Origin of the sequence: Halomonas sp. 3D7M (genome assembly GCF_014897885.1) — a bacterium.
Lineage (GTDB): Bacteria > Pseudomonadota > Gammaproteobacteria > Pseudomonadales > Halomonadaceae > Vreelandella.
Genome location: NZ_JABUZF010000092.1, coordinates 1 through 14,421 on the forward strand (window position 1 = coordinate 1; position 14,421 = coordinate 14,421).

At 50.9% G+C, this 14,421-nt stretch carries 13 protein-coding genes and 1 pseudogene; 5 read left to right on the forward strand and 9 right to left on the reverse strand.

Features of this window, described 5'->3' with window-relative positions:
- Nucleotides 1–471: TULIP family P47-like protein (locus tag INT22_RS03585; RefSeq protein WP_193067702.1), on the reverse strand; the 471-nt coding region annotated here is incomplete at its 3' end.
- A 963-nt stretch (nt 472–1,434) separates the two neighbouring features.
- Here INT22_RS03585 and INT22_RS03590 point away from each other — a divergent pair.
- Together INT22_RS03590 and INT22_RS03595 are read left to right on the forward strand one after the other, a co-directional pair.
- Nucleotides 1,435–1,908: a GAF domain-containing protein gene (locus INT22_RS03590; protein ID WP_193067703.1), complete on the forward strand. Its 474-nt coding sequence runs from the start codon at nt 1,435–1,437 to the stop codon at nt 1,906–1,908.
- Between the two features lie 531 nt (nt 1,909–2,439).
- A complete protein-coding gene (locus INT22_RS03595) occupies nt 2,440–3,048 on the forward strand; it encodes an OmpW/AlkL family protein (protein ID WP_193067704.1) in 609 nt (202 codons plus the stop codon).
- 84 nt (nt 3,049–3,132) lie between these two features.
- Here INT22_RS03595 and pepQ read toward each other — a convergent pair whose 3' ends face one another.
- The 8 genes from pepQ to INT22_RS03635 all read right to left on the reverse strand — a co-directional run bounded on the left by pepQ (nt 3,133) and on the right by INT22_RS03635 (nt 11,976).
- On the reverse strand, nt 3,133–4,422 hold the full coding sequence (pepQ, locus tag INT22_RS03600) for a Xaa-Pro dipeptidase (RefSeq protein ID WP_193067705.1): 1,290 nt from the start codon (nt 4,420–4,422) through the stop codon (nt 3,133–3,135).
- 85 nt (nt 4,423–4,507) lie between these two features.
- Nucleotides 4,508–5,419: a LysR family transcriptional regulator gene (locus INT22_RS03605; protein WP_193067706.1), complete on the reverse strand. Its 912-nt coding sequence runs from the start codon at nt 5,417–5,419 to the stop codon at nt 4,508–4,510.
- A gap of 49 nt (nt 5,420–5,468) precedes the next feature.
- Nucleotides 5,469–6,530, reverse strand: a complete 1,062-nt coding sequence (locus INT22_RS03610; protein ID WP_193067707.1) for an ABC transporter ATP-binding protein — start codon at nt 6,528–6,530, stop codon at nt 5,469–5,471.
- A complete protein-coding gene (locus INT22_RS03615) occupies nt 6,527–7,543 on the reverse strand; it encodes an ABC transporter ATP-binding protein (protein ID WP_038483575.1) in 1,017 nt (338 codons plus the stop codon). Before INT22_RS03615 ends, INT22_RS03610 begins: the two co-directional genes overlap by 4 nt.
- A gap of 7 nt (nt 7,544–7,550) precedes the next feature.
- Nucleotides 7,551–8,495: an ABC transporter permease gene (locus tag INT22_RS03620; RefSeq protein ID WP_193067708.1), complete on the reverse strand. Its 945-nt coding sequence runs from the start codon at nt 8,493–8,495 to the stop codon at nt 7,551–7,553.
- A complete protein-coding gene (locus tag INT22_RS03625) occupies nt 8,492–9,541 on the reverse strand; it encodes an ABC transporter permease (protein WP_193067709.1) in 1,050 nt (349 codons plus the stop codon). Before INT22_RS03625 ends, INT22_RS03620 begins: the two co-directional genes overlap by 4 nt.
- A 151-nt stretch (nt 9,542–9,692) precedes the next feature.
- Entirely contained in the window at nt 9,693–11,264 is a 1,572-nt protein-coding gene (locus tag INT22_RS03630; protein ID WP_193067710.1) for an ABC transporter substrate-binding protein, read from the reverse strand.
- A gap of 325 nt (nt 11,265–11,589) precedes the next feature.
- The gene (locus INT22_RS03635) at nt 11,590–11,976 is read right to left on the reverse strand and encodes a glutaredoxin (RefSeq protein ID WP_193067711.1); all 387 of its coding nucleotides are present in this window, start codon (nt 11,974–11,976) and stop codon (nt 11,590–11,592) included.
- Between the two features lie 242 nt (nt 11,977–12,218).
- Here INT22_RS03635 and mpl point away from each other — a divergent pair, with 242 nt between their 5' ends.
- From mpl to INT22_RS03650, 3 genes and pseudogenes are all read left to right on the forward strand, one after another.
- Nucleotides 12,219–13,604 carry a UDP-N-acetylmuramate:L-alanyl-gamma-D-glutamyl-meso-diaminopimelate ligase gene (mpl, locus tag INT22_RS03640; RefSeq protein ID WP_193067712.1) on the forward strand — a complete coding sequence of 462 codons (1,386 nt, stop codon included), beginning with the start codon at nt 12,219–12,221 and terminating at the stop codon, nt 13,602–13,604.
- On the forward strand, nt 13,601–14,266 hold the full coding sequence (locus INT22_RS03645) for a flavin prenyltransferase UbiX (RefSeq protein WP_193067713.1): 666 nt from the start codon (nt 13,601–13,603) through the stop codon (nt 14,264–14,266). Before mpl ends, INT22_RS03645 begins: the two co-directional genes overlap by 4 nt.
- A gap of 5 nt (nt 14,267–14,271) precedes the next feature.
- Nucleotides 14,272–14,421, forward strand: a pseudogene (locus INT22_RS03650) (LysE family translocator); the annotation flags it as partial.

Sequence of the window (14,421 nt, forward strand, 5' to 3'; positions counted from 1 at the left end):
GCGCCCTCGTGAATAAGGCGGGGTCATCTGTCCTGATGGGTCTGTTACAGTGAGAATAGCGATATAGCCGGGGTCATTGGGTGTGCTGGCTTCGGAGGGAGAGAAGACTAAGCTGGTCAGCGAGCCTTCGCCATCGAGTTCTTGTTGATTTCCGGGCCCAAGCCAGCCGAGCGTAATTTCCACCAGCAGTGAAACCCCAGTCATATCCCAACTGCCATTAACGCCTGGCAGGCCCGATATACTCATAAAACCTTCTTTAATCGGTATATTGAGCTTCATTAATCTGTTCTGCCCCCCATCTGCCATGCTCCATACGTCGAGGTTGACATTAATATTGGTAACAGCACCTGTGACAGAGTCATGGTCTGTATAAACAAGGGGCATCGAAACCGATGCAAGGTTGGTACTCATGATGTCATTGACCTTGTCTTTGGTCAGTGCATAAGAGTAGTCGTACTGATAGGTATCCATGCACACTCCTTTATTGTGACCGACTCTTTTTTATCTCCCACGCCACATAATTAAAATTAATCAAATGCTTAGTTAGGTAAGCCTTTAACAATCGATAAGGTTCTTCGGAAATGTAACCGAGTGAAAGTAAGATGTTATGTGTCTCAATAAAACCTTATAAGAGAAATAAAGTAGACATAAAAAATTATTTTTCGCCCTAATGAGAAGATCCAAAATGCTTAGAATAAAGCTGTTTGAACAGACAGTTATCTCCGCAGGCTTAAGTAGCTGCCGATTAGAATTCTGGTGATTCCAAATAGTTAAAAAGTATTAAGACTTAGCGTAGACCATCTTATTGTATTTTCCAGTGTTTTGGCTTTGCATTATTAAATTTAGTTGGTGGTAATGATTTATCGTAAAAATAACAGCCAATTAGGTCGATGGCTGTCTGTAAATTCAACTTAGGTTGTCGCTTGGTCGACGTGATTAAAGGAGTAAGTTTTGTATCCAAGTTGTTTAAAGGTAAGGTTTTTTTAGATTGAAGATGTCCGCGAGAACAATTTTTTCAATTAAGTGATTGCAAACGCTTTATGTGTGGTTGGAGAGCTCTGGGTAGGGGATACGCCGGTAGTTAAAGATTTGCAGCCTAAGCAATGATATCGGGGCAAGACAATTTACCGTTATATGGTGCGTTTTTTGCTAACCCGAGGGCCTAGCTGAACGGCTCTATGCATAATTGTGGGGTTAAATTAATTATTGGCGCGAGAATAGACATTTTGAGTGTTATCTTGAAAGGATGTGAGGGTTGATTTAAGTTAATGATTATAAAGTGATAGTTATCAGAGTAGGCCGAGTGTAAGTGCAGAATAATTGTCTAATCAGCGACAAAAGATGAATTAATGCATACATTTTACTAATCAAAACGATCTAAGCAGCATTGCTGCATGAATGACGCTATCCATTACCTAAGAAGAGGGTGTTGCCATGGTAAAGGGTGAGCAAGCAAGGTTACAGGCATTGCGCCAACTAGCGCTTTTGGATACCCCGCCAGAAGAGCGTTTCGATAGGATTGCTCGGCTGGCAATCCAGTTTTTTGGTGTAGAGGCTGCGCTGGTAACGTTAGTCGATGAAGATCGCCAATGGTTTAAATCCCGACAAGGGATCGCGCTTACCCAAACGTGTCGAGAAGAGTCGCTTTGTGCCCATACCATTCAGGAAGAAGGAATTTTTGAGATTGAAGATGCCAGCCAAGACAGTCGTTTTAAAGACTTTGTTTTGGTAAAAGTACATAGAGGCATACGCTTCTACGCGGGCATACCAATGACAACGGTGGATGGCTTCAGGATAGGAACGCTTTGTATTATTGACTCCGTGCCACGGCGTTTAAATGAGCAGCAGCGTCAGGTGTTAAAAGATTTAGCAGCATGTGCTGAAGACGAGATCAACCGATCACGCTAGAATCACTTCTCTGCTCAACGTGAAACGGAATTTCCAATTGAGCGATTCGTTATGAGGCAAAACCAACCTGTCATGCGCATAGCATGCGCATAGATGGTGCGCTTTGGCATTGGCAACAACACCTTTTGATAAGTATTCAGTTTTAATTTTTAATAAGATATTGTTTTTATTCATTAAAAATTAAATTGGCACGTAGTTCGCTATATATTAGGTAAGAAGCAAATGAACAGAGTTCCAGGCGTTCAATTGGTGTCTCTTCCTTCTTTGCTACATCGCCCCGACAGAGATTGGTAAGCGATACACTGAGTGAGCTGGCGTGCTCCACCTGGGTCCCCTTCGGGGGACTTTTTTTATGTCTGTCCTTTGTGCTTGACTTTTATAACCGATTCTGTTTTTCGGCAGTGCTTGATATGTAAAACTTATATTAAAATAACACAATAAGTTTGGAAACACTGTTCGATTGGTATATATTGTATAGGTAGCTGGAGTTACCGGCACCAATCCCGAGTAAGATGTAAGAGGATGATCCTGATGAGTAAATTAAAATTAGTTTCTGCTGCTGTTCTTACCGCTAGCGCCTTGATCGCCAGCCAAGCAGCACTCGCTCACGCAGCAGGTGACGTTTTCGTACGTGGTGGTGTCGCCCAAACGGATACGGGTTCTGGAAATGGCAATGTTGGCGCGGCAGACCTAAACGTACAAAGCGCGCGAGGATTTACGTTTGGCGCGGGTTACCTGTTCACCGATAAGCTTGGCGCTGAACTGAACAGCTCCGAGAAGTTTGAACACGACCTCAACACCAGTCCTGGTGGCAGCGCAGGTAGCGTAGACCGCCTGCCGATTAATCTGTTGGTTAACTACTATCCGATGGGCGGTTTAGACTCTAAGGTTCAGCCTTATGTAGGCGTTGGCTTGAACTATACTCGCTTCTCAGGCGAGCCCACTGGCTTAAGCGTTGACGAAAGCTATGGTGCGATCGGTCAGGCAGGTGTTGATTTAGCGGTTACCGATAACATCATGTTAAACGGTTACGTTAGCTATGCAGACGTGAATGCCGACATCAATGCAGGTGGTAACAAGGTCGGTAAAGTAAACATGGAACCCGTTACTATCGGTGGTGGCGTTACCTACCGCTTCTAACGAGAAGTGCGCAGGGTGATCTTGCCCTCGATCTGATAGTCGCCCGGCCTGAGGAGTTACACCTTGGGCCGGGCGTTTTGTTGGTCAGGGGGTCAAGTTTTTGAAGCCACTCTCTGTGACAACGACGTTATCTTCAATACGGATGCCGCCACAGCTGGCTAACGAATCAACGACTTTCCAGTTAATCGGTAGTGCCTTGTCGCGCAATGGGGCCAGCAACATAGGGATATAGTAGAACCCGGGCTCTATCGTTACTACCATGCCAGGGCGCAGCGTACGGGTTAAACGTAGCGCTGGGTGCTGCTCAGGAGCGGGTGAGGGCGTTCCATCTGGATGGCGAAGCCCTGCCACATCATGAACCTGCAGCCCCAACGAATGCCCTAAACCGTGTGGGCAAAAAGCTCGCGTGATTCCCTCATCAATTGCCTGTTCTGCGCTGCCCTGAAAAAGGTCATTGGCAATAAGGATATCTGCCAGCAAACGATGCAATTGCTCATGTAGCGCAATGAACTCGACGCCTGGAGCAACGCTTTCGACTAGCGTGTCTTTTACCTGGTGAATACCGTCAATTAAATCACGATAGATGTCTGGCGCGTCAGGGCCTGCATAAGTGCGTGTAATATCTGCGCAGTAACCGCGAAAACGGCGGCCAGCGTCAACCAATAGGCTATGTCGTTGCGTGGGACTGTTTAGGTCATAGTGTTGGTAGTGTAATACGCCCGCATGATCATTTAGCCCAATAATGTTCTGGTAGGGGACATCAGACTCCCGCTGTCTGCTGGCAGCTAGGTAGGCCAGTTGAATATCTAACTCAGCCGATGCGCCAATAAAAGCAGCCTGCGCGGCTTGATGTCCTGCTATGGCAAGCCGGTTGGCTTCGCTTAAGCAGGCTATTTCATAAGCGGTCTTCAACATGCGCAGTTCATCGAGGGCCCTAACCAGCGGTTCGGGCTGATACTGCGCGTCTAATGCTTGACGTGTGGTGGCCTCAATATCACCGATCACTGCCGCGCGACCCGCTAGCGTTGGTGTGGTCTTTTCGCTACACAGGTGGATATCAAACTCAGTTACCCATGGCTCTTCAGGCAGGCGAGTGGGCAAATGCCAGAAATCTGCCGGCGCATACAGGTACAGCTGCGGGCGCTTGCCGGGTTGAATCACTAGCCAACTGTGCTGAATATCGGCCATGCCTACCCAGTGCATAAAATGGCCGTAAGTTTGGAAGGTTGGCGTTTGGTCGTCGCCAAAGTGTGCGCTGGCGTGGCCGCTATAGATGGCTAAGCTATCGAGACTGTGACTGGTTAACAGGTCTGCATAAGCTTGCTGTAAATGCGCTAAGTGTTCGCGCTGTAAGTTAAACAAAGAGGCTGACATGCAGGTGGTGTCCTTTTTTTCAATGGCGACTTGGCTAGTGGCTCAGGGTACGGTATCAAGTCGGGCTATTGCTTTAACTACGGGCTTAACTGCGCGGTGGAGCGAGCTCACTCCACAGGCTATCCAGCTCTGCGTGATGCTGGTTTTGGTGCCGATATAGTCGTAGCTCCATCGGGACATCCCAGCGGCTATCGCCGGCTCTGATTAATGTGCCGTTGGAGAGCTCAGCGGCTATGTTGCGTTCGGGTAACCAGCTCATGCCGTAGCCGAGCAGCACTAGCTCTTTAATACCCGCCGCATAGAGGTTTTCACTTTGCGCCGTGAGGTAGGTGCTCTGCGGTAAGCGAGCGAGATGCGCCTTTACCGCTGAGCCCAATAAGCCGCGTTTTGGATAGGCCAGACAAGGCGCGGGTTGCTGGCGCGAGCCGGGTAGCAACGCGCAAGGTGTGCCATTCGCATCGAGGCCTGTGACAGGAATCAAGCGCTCGTGGCCAATGATCCGATACGTGCAGGCACTGGTATCGATATCTAAATCGCAACGTCCGATTGGCCAATAGCAGATAGCAAGATCGCACTCTGCCCGACCAAGTGCTTGAAAATAGTCGCTCGCCGCCCAGCCGGTTGCTCGCAAATAGGGCTGTATGCGCTCCTGCCAACCCGTAGCAGCCAGCCATTCTGGCAAAAACTGCGGGAGTAAGCTCTGTGGAGCAGCCACCATGATACGGCGCTGCTGTCCGGCGCTGATTTCGCGCACGCGGTCACGGGTTAAGCGCACACGATCAGTTACCTGTTCGCACAGTGTCAGGAACTCCTCTCCCGCCGGGGTTAGCGAAAGTGGCAACGTCTGCCGGTTGATCAGCGTCACGCCCATCTCTTCCTCTAGCAATTTAATGCGTCGGGAAAAGGTGGGCTGTGTGACGTGCTGTTCATCCGCTGCGCGAGAGAAGTGTCGCGTTCTGGCCAGGGCGATAAAGTCTTCTAGCCAGCGAATTTCCATGCCTTACCTCGTCGTGCTGCCAAACGTGATGCTGTCGTTAAAATTGGCGTCATAGCCGACCTTCTTCAACAGCGTGGCACGCAACGCGAGTGCCGTCACCCTGTGTTTGCAGGGTAGGGATTTCCTGATGACAGCGGGCGTTGGCATGGGGGCAACGGCCATGGAAGACACAACCGCTCGGTAAGTTGACCGGCGTGGGCACTTCTCCGGTAAGACGAATATGCTGGGGGCGGTCATCTTTTAAGCGAGGAATAGCGGATAGTAGTGCTTGGGTATAGGGGTGGCGCGGTTTCGCAAATAGCGTTGCCGTTGTAGCCACTTCACACACCGTGCCTAAATACATCACCGCTACGCGGGTGCCAAAGTGCTCGACCACTGCCAAATCGTGAGTGATAAATAGATAGGTCAGGTTACGCGCTTGTTGCGCTTCCATCAGCAGGTTGAGTACTTGTGCCTGAATGGAGACATCCAGTGCTGATATGGGCTCGTCGGCAACAATAAACTCAGGGTCAACGGCTAGGGCGCGTGCTATGGCGATACGCTGGCGCTGACCACCGGAAAACTCATGCCCAAAACGCTTGCCCCAATCGGGGTCTATTCCCACCGACCCCATAACGTTTTGGACCTTGTCGAGTATCTTCTCACGGTTCCAGTCTGGGTGGTGCAAACGCAGCGGTTCTTCCAGCGTTTGTTGAATCGTCATCCGTGGGTTAAGCGAGGCATAAGGATTTTGGAAAATCATCTGCATGCGCTTGCGATAAGGTAATAACTGGCGAGAGCTCAAATTATCAATGCGCTGCCCGTCATAGCGAATCTCACCCTCTGTGGGGGTGAGTAAGCCCATTACTGTGCGTGCCACGGTGGACTTGCCGCAGCCAGATTCACCGACCACACACAGCGCTTCACCGCGTTTGATATCAAGGTTAACGCCATTAATCGCGTGTACATGCTCTTGATGACGCACCAGCTTGCCACCTTTAAAGCGCAGCTGTTCCAAAAAATCCCCTGATAATGAAAAGCGCTTCTTAAGGCCACGAATTTGTAGTAGCGATTCGCTGCTCTCTTCATTTTGCGTGGGCGCAGCGTGGCGAGTTTCGACCTGAGCACTCATTGTGTTTCCTCCTTCAGGCGACGATCTTCAAGCATTTCAGCCACCATATGGCAGGCGACACGGCAATTGCCGGATTCGACAAATTCAGGCACTTGCTGGGTGCAGGCAGGCCGTGGTTGACCATCTGCTCTATTGATGAAGTCGCAGCGAGGATGAAACGCGCAGCCGCTAGGTAAGTTAGAGAGTGATGGCATGCTGCCACGGATCTGGTTGAGCTTTTCACCTGGGGTCGCCATTTGCGGTAATGCGTTGATCAGCCCTTGGGTATAGGGGTGCTGAGGATCGTTGATGATTTCCCGTGTGAGGCCTTGCTCAATAACGCGACCGGCGTACATAACCAACATACGCTGGGTGACCTGACTCACTACCCCCAGATCGTGGGTGATGAGTATCAGACCCACGTTGTGCTGTTCGCATAGCTCAAGCAACAGCGCCATGATTTCCGCTTGGATAGTCACGTCCAGGGCGGTAGTCGGTTCATCGGCAATGATAATATCGGGGTCGAGCAGTAGGGCGATGGCGATAATAATACGCTGACGCATACCACCAGAAAGCTCGTGGGGATATTGATCCAAGCGTGTTTCTGGCGATGGGATTTGTACCTGTTGCAGCTTGTCCAGTGCAATCGCGCGGGCTTCTTTGGTGGAGATCCGTCGATGGGCTTTTAAACACTCGACCATCTGCTCACCAATCGAGAGCACGGGGTTCAGCGTCATCATCGGATCTTGGAAGATCATCGAGATGCGGTTACCGCGTATTTTGCGCAGGCCGCGCTCAGACATGGTGTTAAGCGTCTGACCTTCAAACGTTATGCTGCCACCCGCTATAAAGCCTGGTTTGGCGATTAGGTTAAGTAGCGAGAAGGCGGCCACAGATTTACCCGCGCCAGACTCGCCTACGATGCCTAAGCGCTCGCCGCGCTCCAGGGTGAAGTTGACATCGCGTAGAGCACGCACTTCACCTTGGCGAAGGGCAAAACGTACATCGAGTTGAGAGACTTCAAGTAGTGCCATGGTGTCCTCAGCCTTTATAGAGTCGTGGGTTCATGACATCACGTAGCCAATCGCCCAATAGATTGATAGACAGCACCAGCACAATGAGTACTGCTCCAGGAATCAGAGTGATCCACCAAGACCCCGATTGGATATAATCAAAGCCCGATTTGATGAGTGACCCAAGCGAGGGGTGGGTTTCGGGCATTCCCAAGCCTAAAAATGACAGCGCAGCCTCTGAAATAATCGCGTTGGCAATTTGCACCGTTGAGATAACAAAAATCGGCGACATGGTATTAGGCAGCACATGGCGGAACATAATGCGTTTGCTACGTAGCCCCATGACGCGTGCGGCATCGACGTACTCTTTGTTTTTCTCAGCCAGTACTGAGGCGCGCACCGTACGTGCATACTGAGGCCACTCGGCTAACCCGATAATCAAAATAAGCATGAGTACGGCATATTGGCTGTAGAACGCGCTGCCCATGGTGGCTTTCACTAGCGCGCCCACGACGATAGCGACCATCAGGGTGGAAAATGACAGCTGGATATCGGCTAAGCGCATTAAAAAAGCATCAATGCGGCCACCTAGGTAGCCTGCCATTAAGCCGAACGTTACGCCGAGCAGTGCTTGAAGTATGACCGCGCCAAAGCCAATCAATAACGATACGCGGGTGCCGTAGAGAATAATCGACCATAAATCGCGCCCCTGGGCATCGGTGCCTAGACTGTAACGTTCATCGGCACCATCAATCCAAAAGGGTGGCAGCTCGGACGACATAATGTCGATATGACGTAGATCATAAGGATCAGTAGGGGCTAGCAATGGCGCTGAAAAGGCTGCAATAACTAGGCAAATAAACATCGCGAGGCACAGTTGAGCCGTGCGGTCGCGCTTAAAGCTGTACCATAAGTAGGAGTCGCGCAGGCGTTCCCAGCGGCTAGGTGCAGTCGTTGTTGTGGGCGTTGTCATGCGGGCTTACCTGTCAGTTTTACGGTGGGGTTAACGAAGCCGTAGATCAAATCCACAATGGTGTTCGTCACCACGAAAATGACGCCGACAATCATCAGGTAGGTAACAATCAGCGGTATATCGGCTCGGTTAATAGCATCAAGAAACATCAGTCCCATGCCCGGCCATTGGAAAACGGTTTCGGTCAAAATGGTGTAAGCCACCATGGTGCCGATCTGTACGCCGCCAACAGTGATAACCGGCAGCATGGTGTTTTTAAGCGCGTGCACAAAGTAAACGCGTCGCATTGAAATGCCTTTGGCTCGGGCGTACTTCACGTACTCTGACTGCAGCACTTCCATCATTTCTGCGCGAATCAGGCGGATAAACAGCGGCAACATAATCGAGGCTAGTGAAATCGCGGGCAGTACCAAATGCTGTAAACCGTTCCACGTGGCTAAGTTGGTGTCCCAGTGGCCTACCACATGTACTAAATCATAGCCACGGCCAAACGATGGCATATTGCCTTCTGTCGACAGCAGGCCATTTAGCCAAGCTCCCCAACTGGTACTTTCAGGAAACAGGGTGATGGTGATTCCAATCGAGAAAATTTGAATCAGTAAAATGGCGGTCAAAAACACCGGTATCGAAATGCCGATGATCGAAGCGCCCATAAAAAAACGTGATATAGGAGAGCGAGGTTTTATTGCGCTATAAACGCCGATTGGCACTGAAAAAAGCACAATAATCAGCGTGGCGGCGAACACCAGTTCAAGGGTTGCGGGTAAGTGTCGAGCAATCACTTCCAGCGCAGGTTCGCGGTAGAAGTAGGAGTACCCAAAATCGCCTTGCACCGCATTTTTAGCAAAGCGTACATACTGAACTATAAACGGATCATTTAAGCCTAAGCGCTCGCGAATGGCTTCACGCTCGCTTTCGGGAACCGACTGACCGACCATCTGTTGTACAGGGTCACCCAGGTTATCCTGGATGGCGAAGGCCAGTACACTGATGACAAACATCACCAATATCGCGTGCATCAGGCGCTTGATTAAAAAAGCAATCATGGCGTACGCCACCTATGTCATAGGTTTAATAGAGAATTAATTGCAAGTTAGGGCGAAGCCTATGATGAGGCTGTTAACCACATACAACGCTTCGTCCCCCAAAGCTTTGGGGAACGAAGCATCCTTGCACGTGTGAAAGTAAGCGTGGTAATTAGCGACTAATTACCAGATCACCTAGGTAGGGGAAGTCTAGGGCGTTAACAACCGGCTCGATATCGATGCCGTTAGCTGCACCGTAGGCAAGGTTCTGCCAATGCAACGTGATGTAGCCCACGTCTTCATAAAGCATGGCTTCGGCTTCACGCAGCATTTCATTGCGTTTTTCGAGATCGGTTTCGCTATCTGCCGCAGTCACAAGTGCGTCGATTTCTTCGTTGCAGTAGCTGCCATAGTTGTACTGACCAGCGCCAGTCTCATCATCAATGCAGAAAGAGAGGTACTGGAAGAAGTTGGCGGTGTCTTCGGTGTCAGCGTGCCAGCCAATCATCGCCATGTCGGAAGCACGCTCATCATACTCAGGCCAGTATTGAGCGAGGGGCATCGTGCGCAGATTAACGTTAATGTTAATTTGTGCCAGCATGTTTGCCACTGCTTGAGCGATCTGAGCATCGTTCACATAGCGGTTGTTGGGCGCGATCATGTCAACGCTGAACCCTTCCTCGTAGCCCGCTTCTGCCATCAGCTCTTTGGCGCGTTCAACGTCATAACGAGGCACTAAGTCAGGGTTGTGGCCGGAATAGCCTGCGGGAGAGAACTGGCTTGCAGGCGTGGCGAAGCCGCGCATTAAGCGGTCGGCAATACCCTCTTGGTTAATCGCCAGATCAACGGCTTGGCGCACACGTGCATCCTGGAAGGCTTCAACGCGCTCTTCGTTCATTTGGAAGCCAATGATGCGCGTACCATCCACTTCTACTAGGTTAGCGTTATCGGCTTCGCGAACACGGTCCAGATCGTTGGGTGGTACGGCATCGATAAAGTCAACGCCGCCTGACAGTAGTGCCGCCACGCGTGAGGCATTCTCAGCAATAGGGGTCAGGACAATTTTAGAAACGTTGCCTTCGCTTTCGGTATCCCAGTAATCCTCAAAGCGTTCAAAATCAACGCGGACACCTTGGCGGCGTTCAGTGATAATAAATGGGCCTGTGCCCGATGCATTTCGCGATGCAAATGAGTTGCCCGCTTTTACGATTTCTGCTTTTTCATTGCCGCTTTCCGTTTCTCCCGTGTAGAACTCGCTATCCATAGGGAAAATGTAAGTCGCAAGGTTGAGCAGTAGCGGGTAGGGCTCAGTGGTGGTAATTTCGACAGTGTAATCGTCAACTGCTTCGGCGCCTGCGACGGGCTCAAAAATAGCGCGATAATCGGGGCTCTCTTTCAGGCGCTCAATGGTCCATACCACGTCTTTGGCGGTGAAATCGTTACCTGAGTGAAACTTGACGCCTTCACGCAGCGTCATGCGTGTCGTAGTTTCGTCTACCTGTTCCCATTCGGTCGCCAGGCGCGGCTCAAACTCGAAATCTTTTGTCCAACGTACCAACGGGTCAAACGCTAAGTGTGAGAGGCGCAACATGCCGCCAGATAACTGCTCGTGGATATCGAGGGTTTCAGGATCGGCAGAGTAACCAATGCGCAGGGTTTCTGCGCTCGCGGTCATGGGCAGCATCGTCGTGCCTGCAACCACAGCACCAATAACAGAAGCCAGTAGCGTTTTCTTAAACGTCATAATGTTTCCCTTTGTATTGTTTATTGTTCACTTTGCTGGCCAAAGCAAGTGTGTTTAAAACAGTGTGTTTAAAACTAAGTGCTCTTAAAAACCAGCAAAACAGACACGGTCAGCTTGTCAGCTGTTCTAACAATATTCTGTTCGCTATAAACATAGAGAGTGTGGGGCGCGTCATACAATCGAAATAATGAGAGGTATCATTCATCTGCTGAATGACTGGGCTGGGTACGGCCTTGCAAGGAGGGGAGGTTAGACGAAGGTGGAGGGAGTGTGAGCCGCTATTAAGGCGCTTCTGCTCAATAGCGGCATCTGTATAAAGGTGTTTTTAAGCGAAATTTTGGTGTAACCAGCGGTTAATGGCATCTGACTCGTAGAGCCACTCTTCCTGGCCATCTTCATGATTAATTTTTAAGCAGGGAACTTTGACTTTGCCACCGCCTTCTTGAAGGGCTTTTTTATGGGCAGGGTCTAGCTGAGCATCGCGCAGTTCGATCTTTAGGCCCAGCCGAGCGATTTCTTTGCGTACTTTGATACAGAAAGGGCATGTCCGGAACTGGTAGAGAGCCAAGTGTTCACAGGCGGCATCGACTTTAGCTTGCTCTTCCTCGGTACGCTCGACCGATTTAGGGGTTGAAAGCTTCTCTGAGATCAACATGACGGGGGCTAGAATAAGGCGAACACCTCTGAAGAAATAGCGAATTAAAACACGCATTGTAAGCTCCCTCGGCAACACTGAGATTGGTCAGCGCTAGGATGTGTATGAATGATCGTATCTAAAAGATCATGAGCAAAAAGGTAGCCGCATCCTGCATCAAACTGGGCGTTTTGTCACTTCTGAACGAGCTTAGGCGCTAGTTTTAAAGCCAAGACCTGCCTTGAACTAGATGAGCTAGTTAACGTTGCATGCTAGTCTCAGCAGCTTAGTTAACTGGTTAAGTAAGGAGCGCTTCACCTATGCGTCTGCATATTATGGGTATCTGCGGCACTTTTATGGGGAGCCTGGCTTTGCTGGCGCGAGAGTTAGGGCATCAGGTGAGCGGCTCAGATACGAATGTGTATCCTCCCATGAGTACCCAGTTGGAAGAGGCAGGGATCACCTTGATGGAAGGGTATCGCGCCGAAAACCTTGCTGGTCAGCCTGCACTTGTCATTGTAGGAAATGCGCTATCGCGGGGTAATCCGGAAGTCGAGGCGCTGCTAAATAGCGGTTTGCCCTATACCTCAGGCGCTCAGTGGCTGGCTGAACATGTACTGCCTGGCAGGCAAGTCATTGCCGTTGCTGGTACTCACGGTAAGACCACCACTGCCAGCCTTTTAGCATGGCTATTGGAAAGCGCTGGCTTAACGCCTGGGTTTTTGATTGGCGGCGTGCCGCGTAATTTTGGCGTGTCGGCACGCTTAGGTCATCACGACAGTCCCTTTATTGTCGAGGCTGACGAGTACGATACGGCGTTCTTTGATAAGCGCTCTAAGTTTGTTCACTACCGCCCCCAGATTGCGGTGATGAACAACTTGGAGTTTGATCATGCCGATATATTTCCTGACCTTGCAGCGATTGAGCGCCAGTTTCACCATTTGGTGCGAACTGTGCCGAGCCAAGGTTGCTTGCTGGTTGCTGATCAACAGCCAGCGCTGGAGCGTGTTCTGGAAATGGGAGCATGGTCGTCGGTCGAGCATTTCGGCACGTTAGAGAGTAGCGAGTGGCAACTGCGTTTGGAACGTGAGGATGGTAGTCGCTTTCAGGTACTCCACATCGGGGCAAACAGCGAAGAAGACGGCGTAGTCGAGTGGGCGTTAACCGGTGAGCACAACGCGCGTAATGCACTCGCGGCACTTGCTGCAGCGAGCCGTTGTGGTGTGAATCTCGCTCGTGCTTGTGCTGCTCTCGCGCGTTTTAAAACGCCCCGTCGACGTCAGGAAATCATCGGTGAAGTGGACGGTGTGCAAGTCATTGATGACTTTGCTCATCATCCAACAGCGATTGCAGCGACGTTAAAAGGGCTGCGCGCAGCCACCACCAAAGGGCGGCTGCTCGCAGTGATTGAGCCGCGCTCCAACACCATGCGTTTAGGCGCTCTACGTGCTCGACTAAACGAGAGCGTTGCCGATGCGGATGCAGTGTTCTGGTTTCAACCAGTAGGGCTTGACTGGTCAATGGAGGCGTTAGTGGCTGAACAAGGCGAACGCGCTGAGCTATATAGCGATATCGATGCACTTGTTAAGGCGGTTGTTGCCCACGCGTCACCACTCGACCGTATCGTTGTGATGTCTAACGGCGGTTTCGAGGGCGTTCACCAGCGTCTATTGAGTGCGTTGTCTGCCAAGGAGCAAACTGAGTGACAGACTTTAAACCTCCGGTGACGGTGGCGCTGACAGGTGCTTCAGGGGCGCAATATGGCCTGCGCTTGATCGACGTACTGGTGGCCTCAGGGCATGAAGTGTGGGTAATGATCTCCAAAGCGGCACACATGGTTATTGCCACTGAGACGGATGTGTCGTTACCCGCTCAGCCAAAACGCTTAGTAGAGGCGCTTACTGAGCAGAGTGGTGCCAAGCCCGGTCAAATCCGCTGTTTTGGGCGTGAAGACTGGATGGCGCCCGTGGCATCGGGGTCCGGTGCTCCCTCTGCGATGGTAATTTGCCCCTGCTCTACAGGTACGTTGTCTGCCGTCGCAACTGGCGCGAGCAATAACTTAATTGAGCGTGCTGCTGACGTTGCCATCAAAGAGCGGCGGACATTAGTCATCGTGCCGCGTGAAAGTCCATTTTCCCCTATTCATTTGGAGCACATGCTGGCGCTAAGCCGCCTGGGTGTCGTGATTTTGCCTGCGGCCCCCGGCTTTTATCATCGCCCAGAACGGATAGAAGATTTGATCGACTTTGTGGTTGCCCGGATACTCAACCAGTTAGGTATTGCCCACCGCCTGGTACCGCGTTGGGGAGAGGAGCATGAAACCACGTCGAGCGATACAGATAACGAAGTAAACAACACGGAAGAGTAATGATGATGTCATGGGCGACGCTGTCAGTGTTTGTACCCACTTTTTTGTTCGTTTCACTAACGCCGGGGATGTGTATGACGCTGGCCATGGTGCTGGGCATGACCCAGGGAGTGAAGCGAACGCTGTGGATGATGATAGGCGAGTTAGTGGGTGTT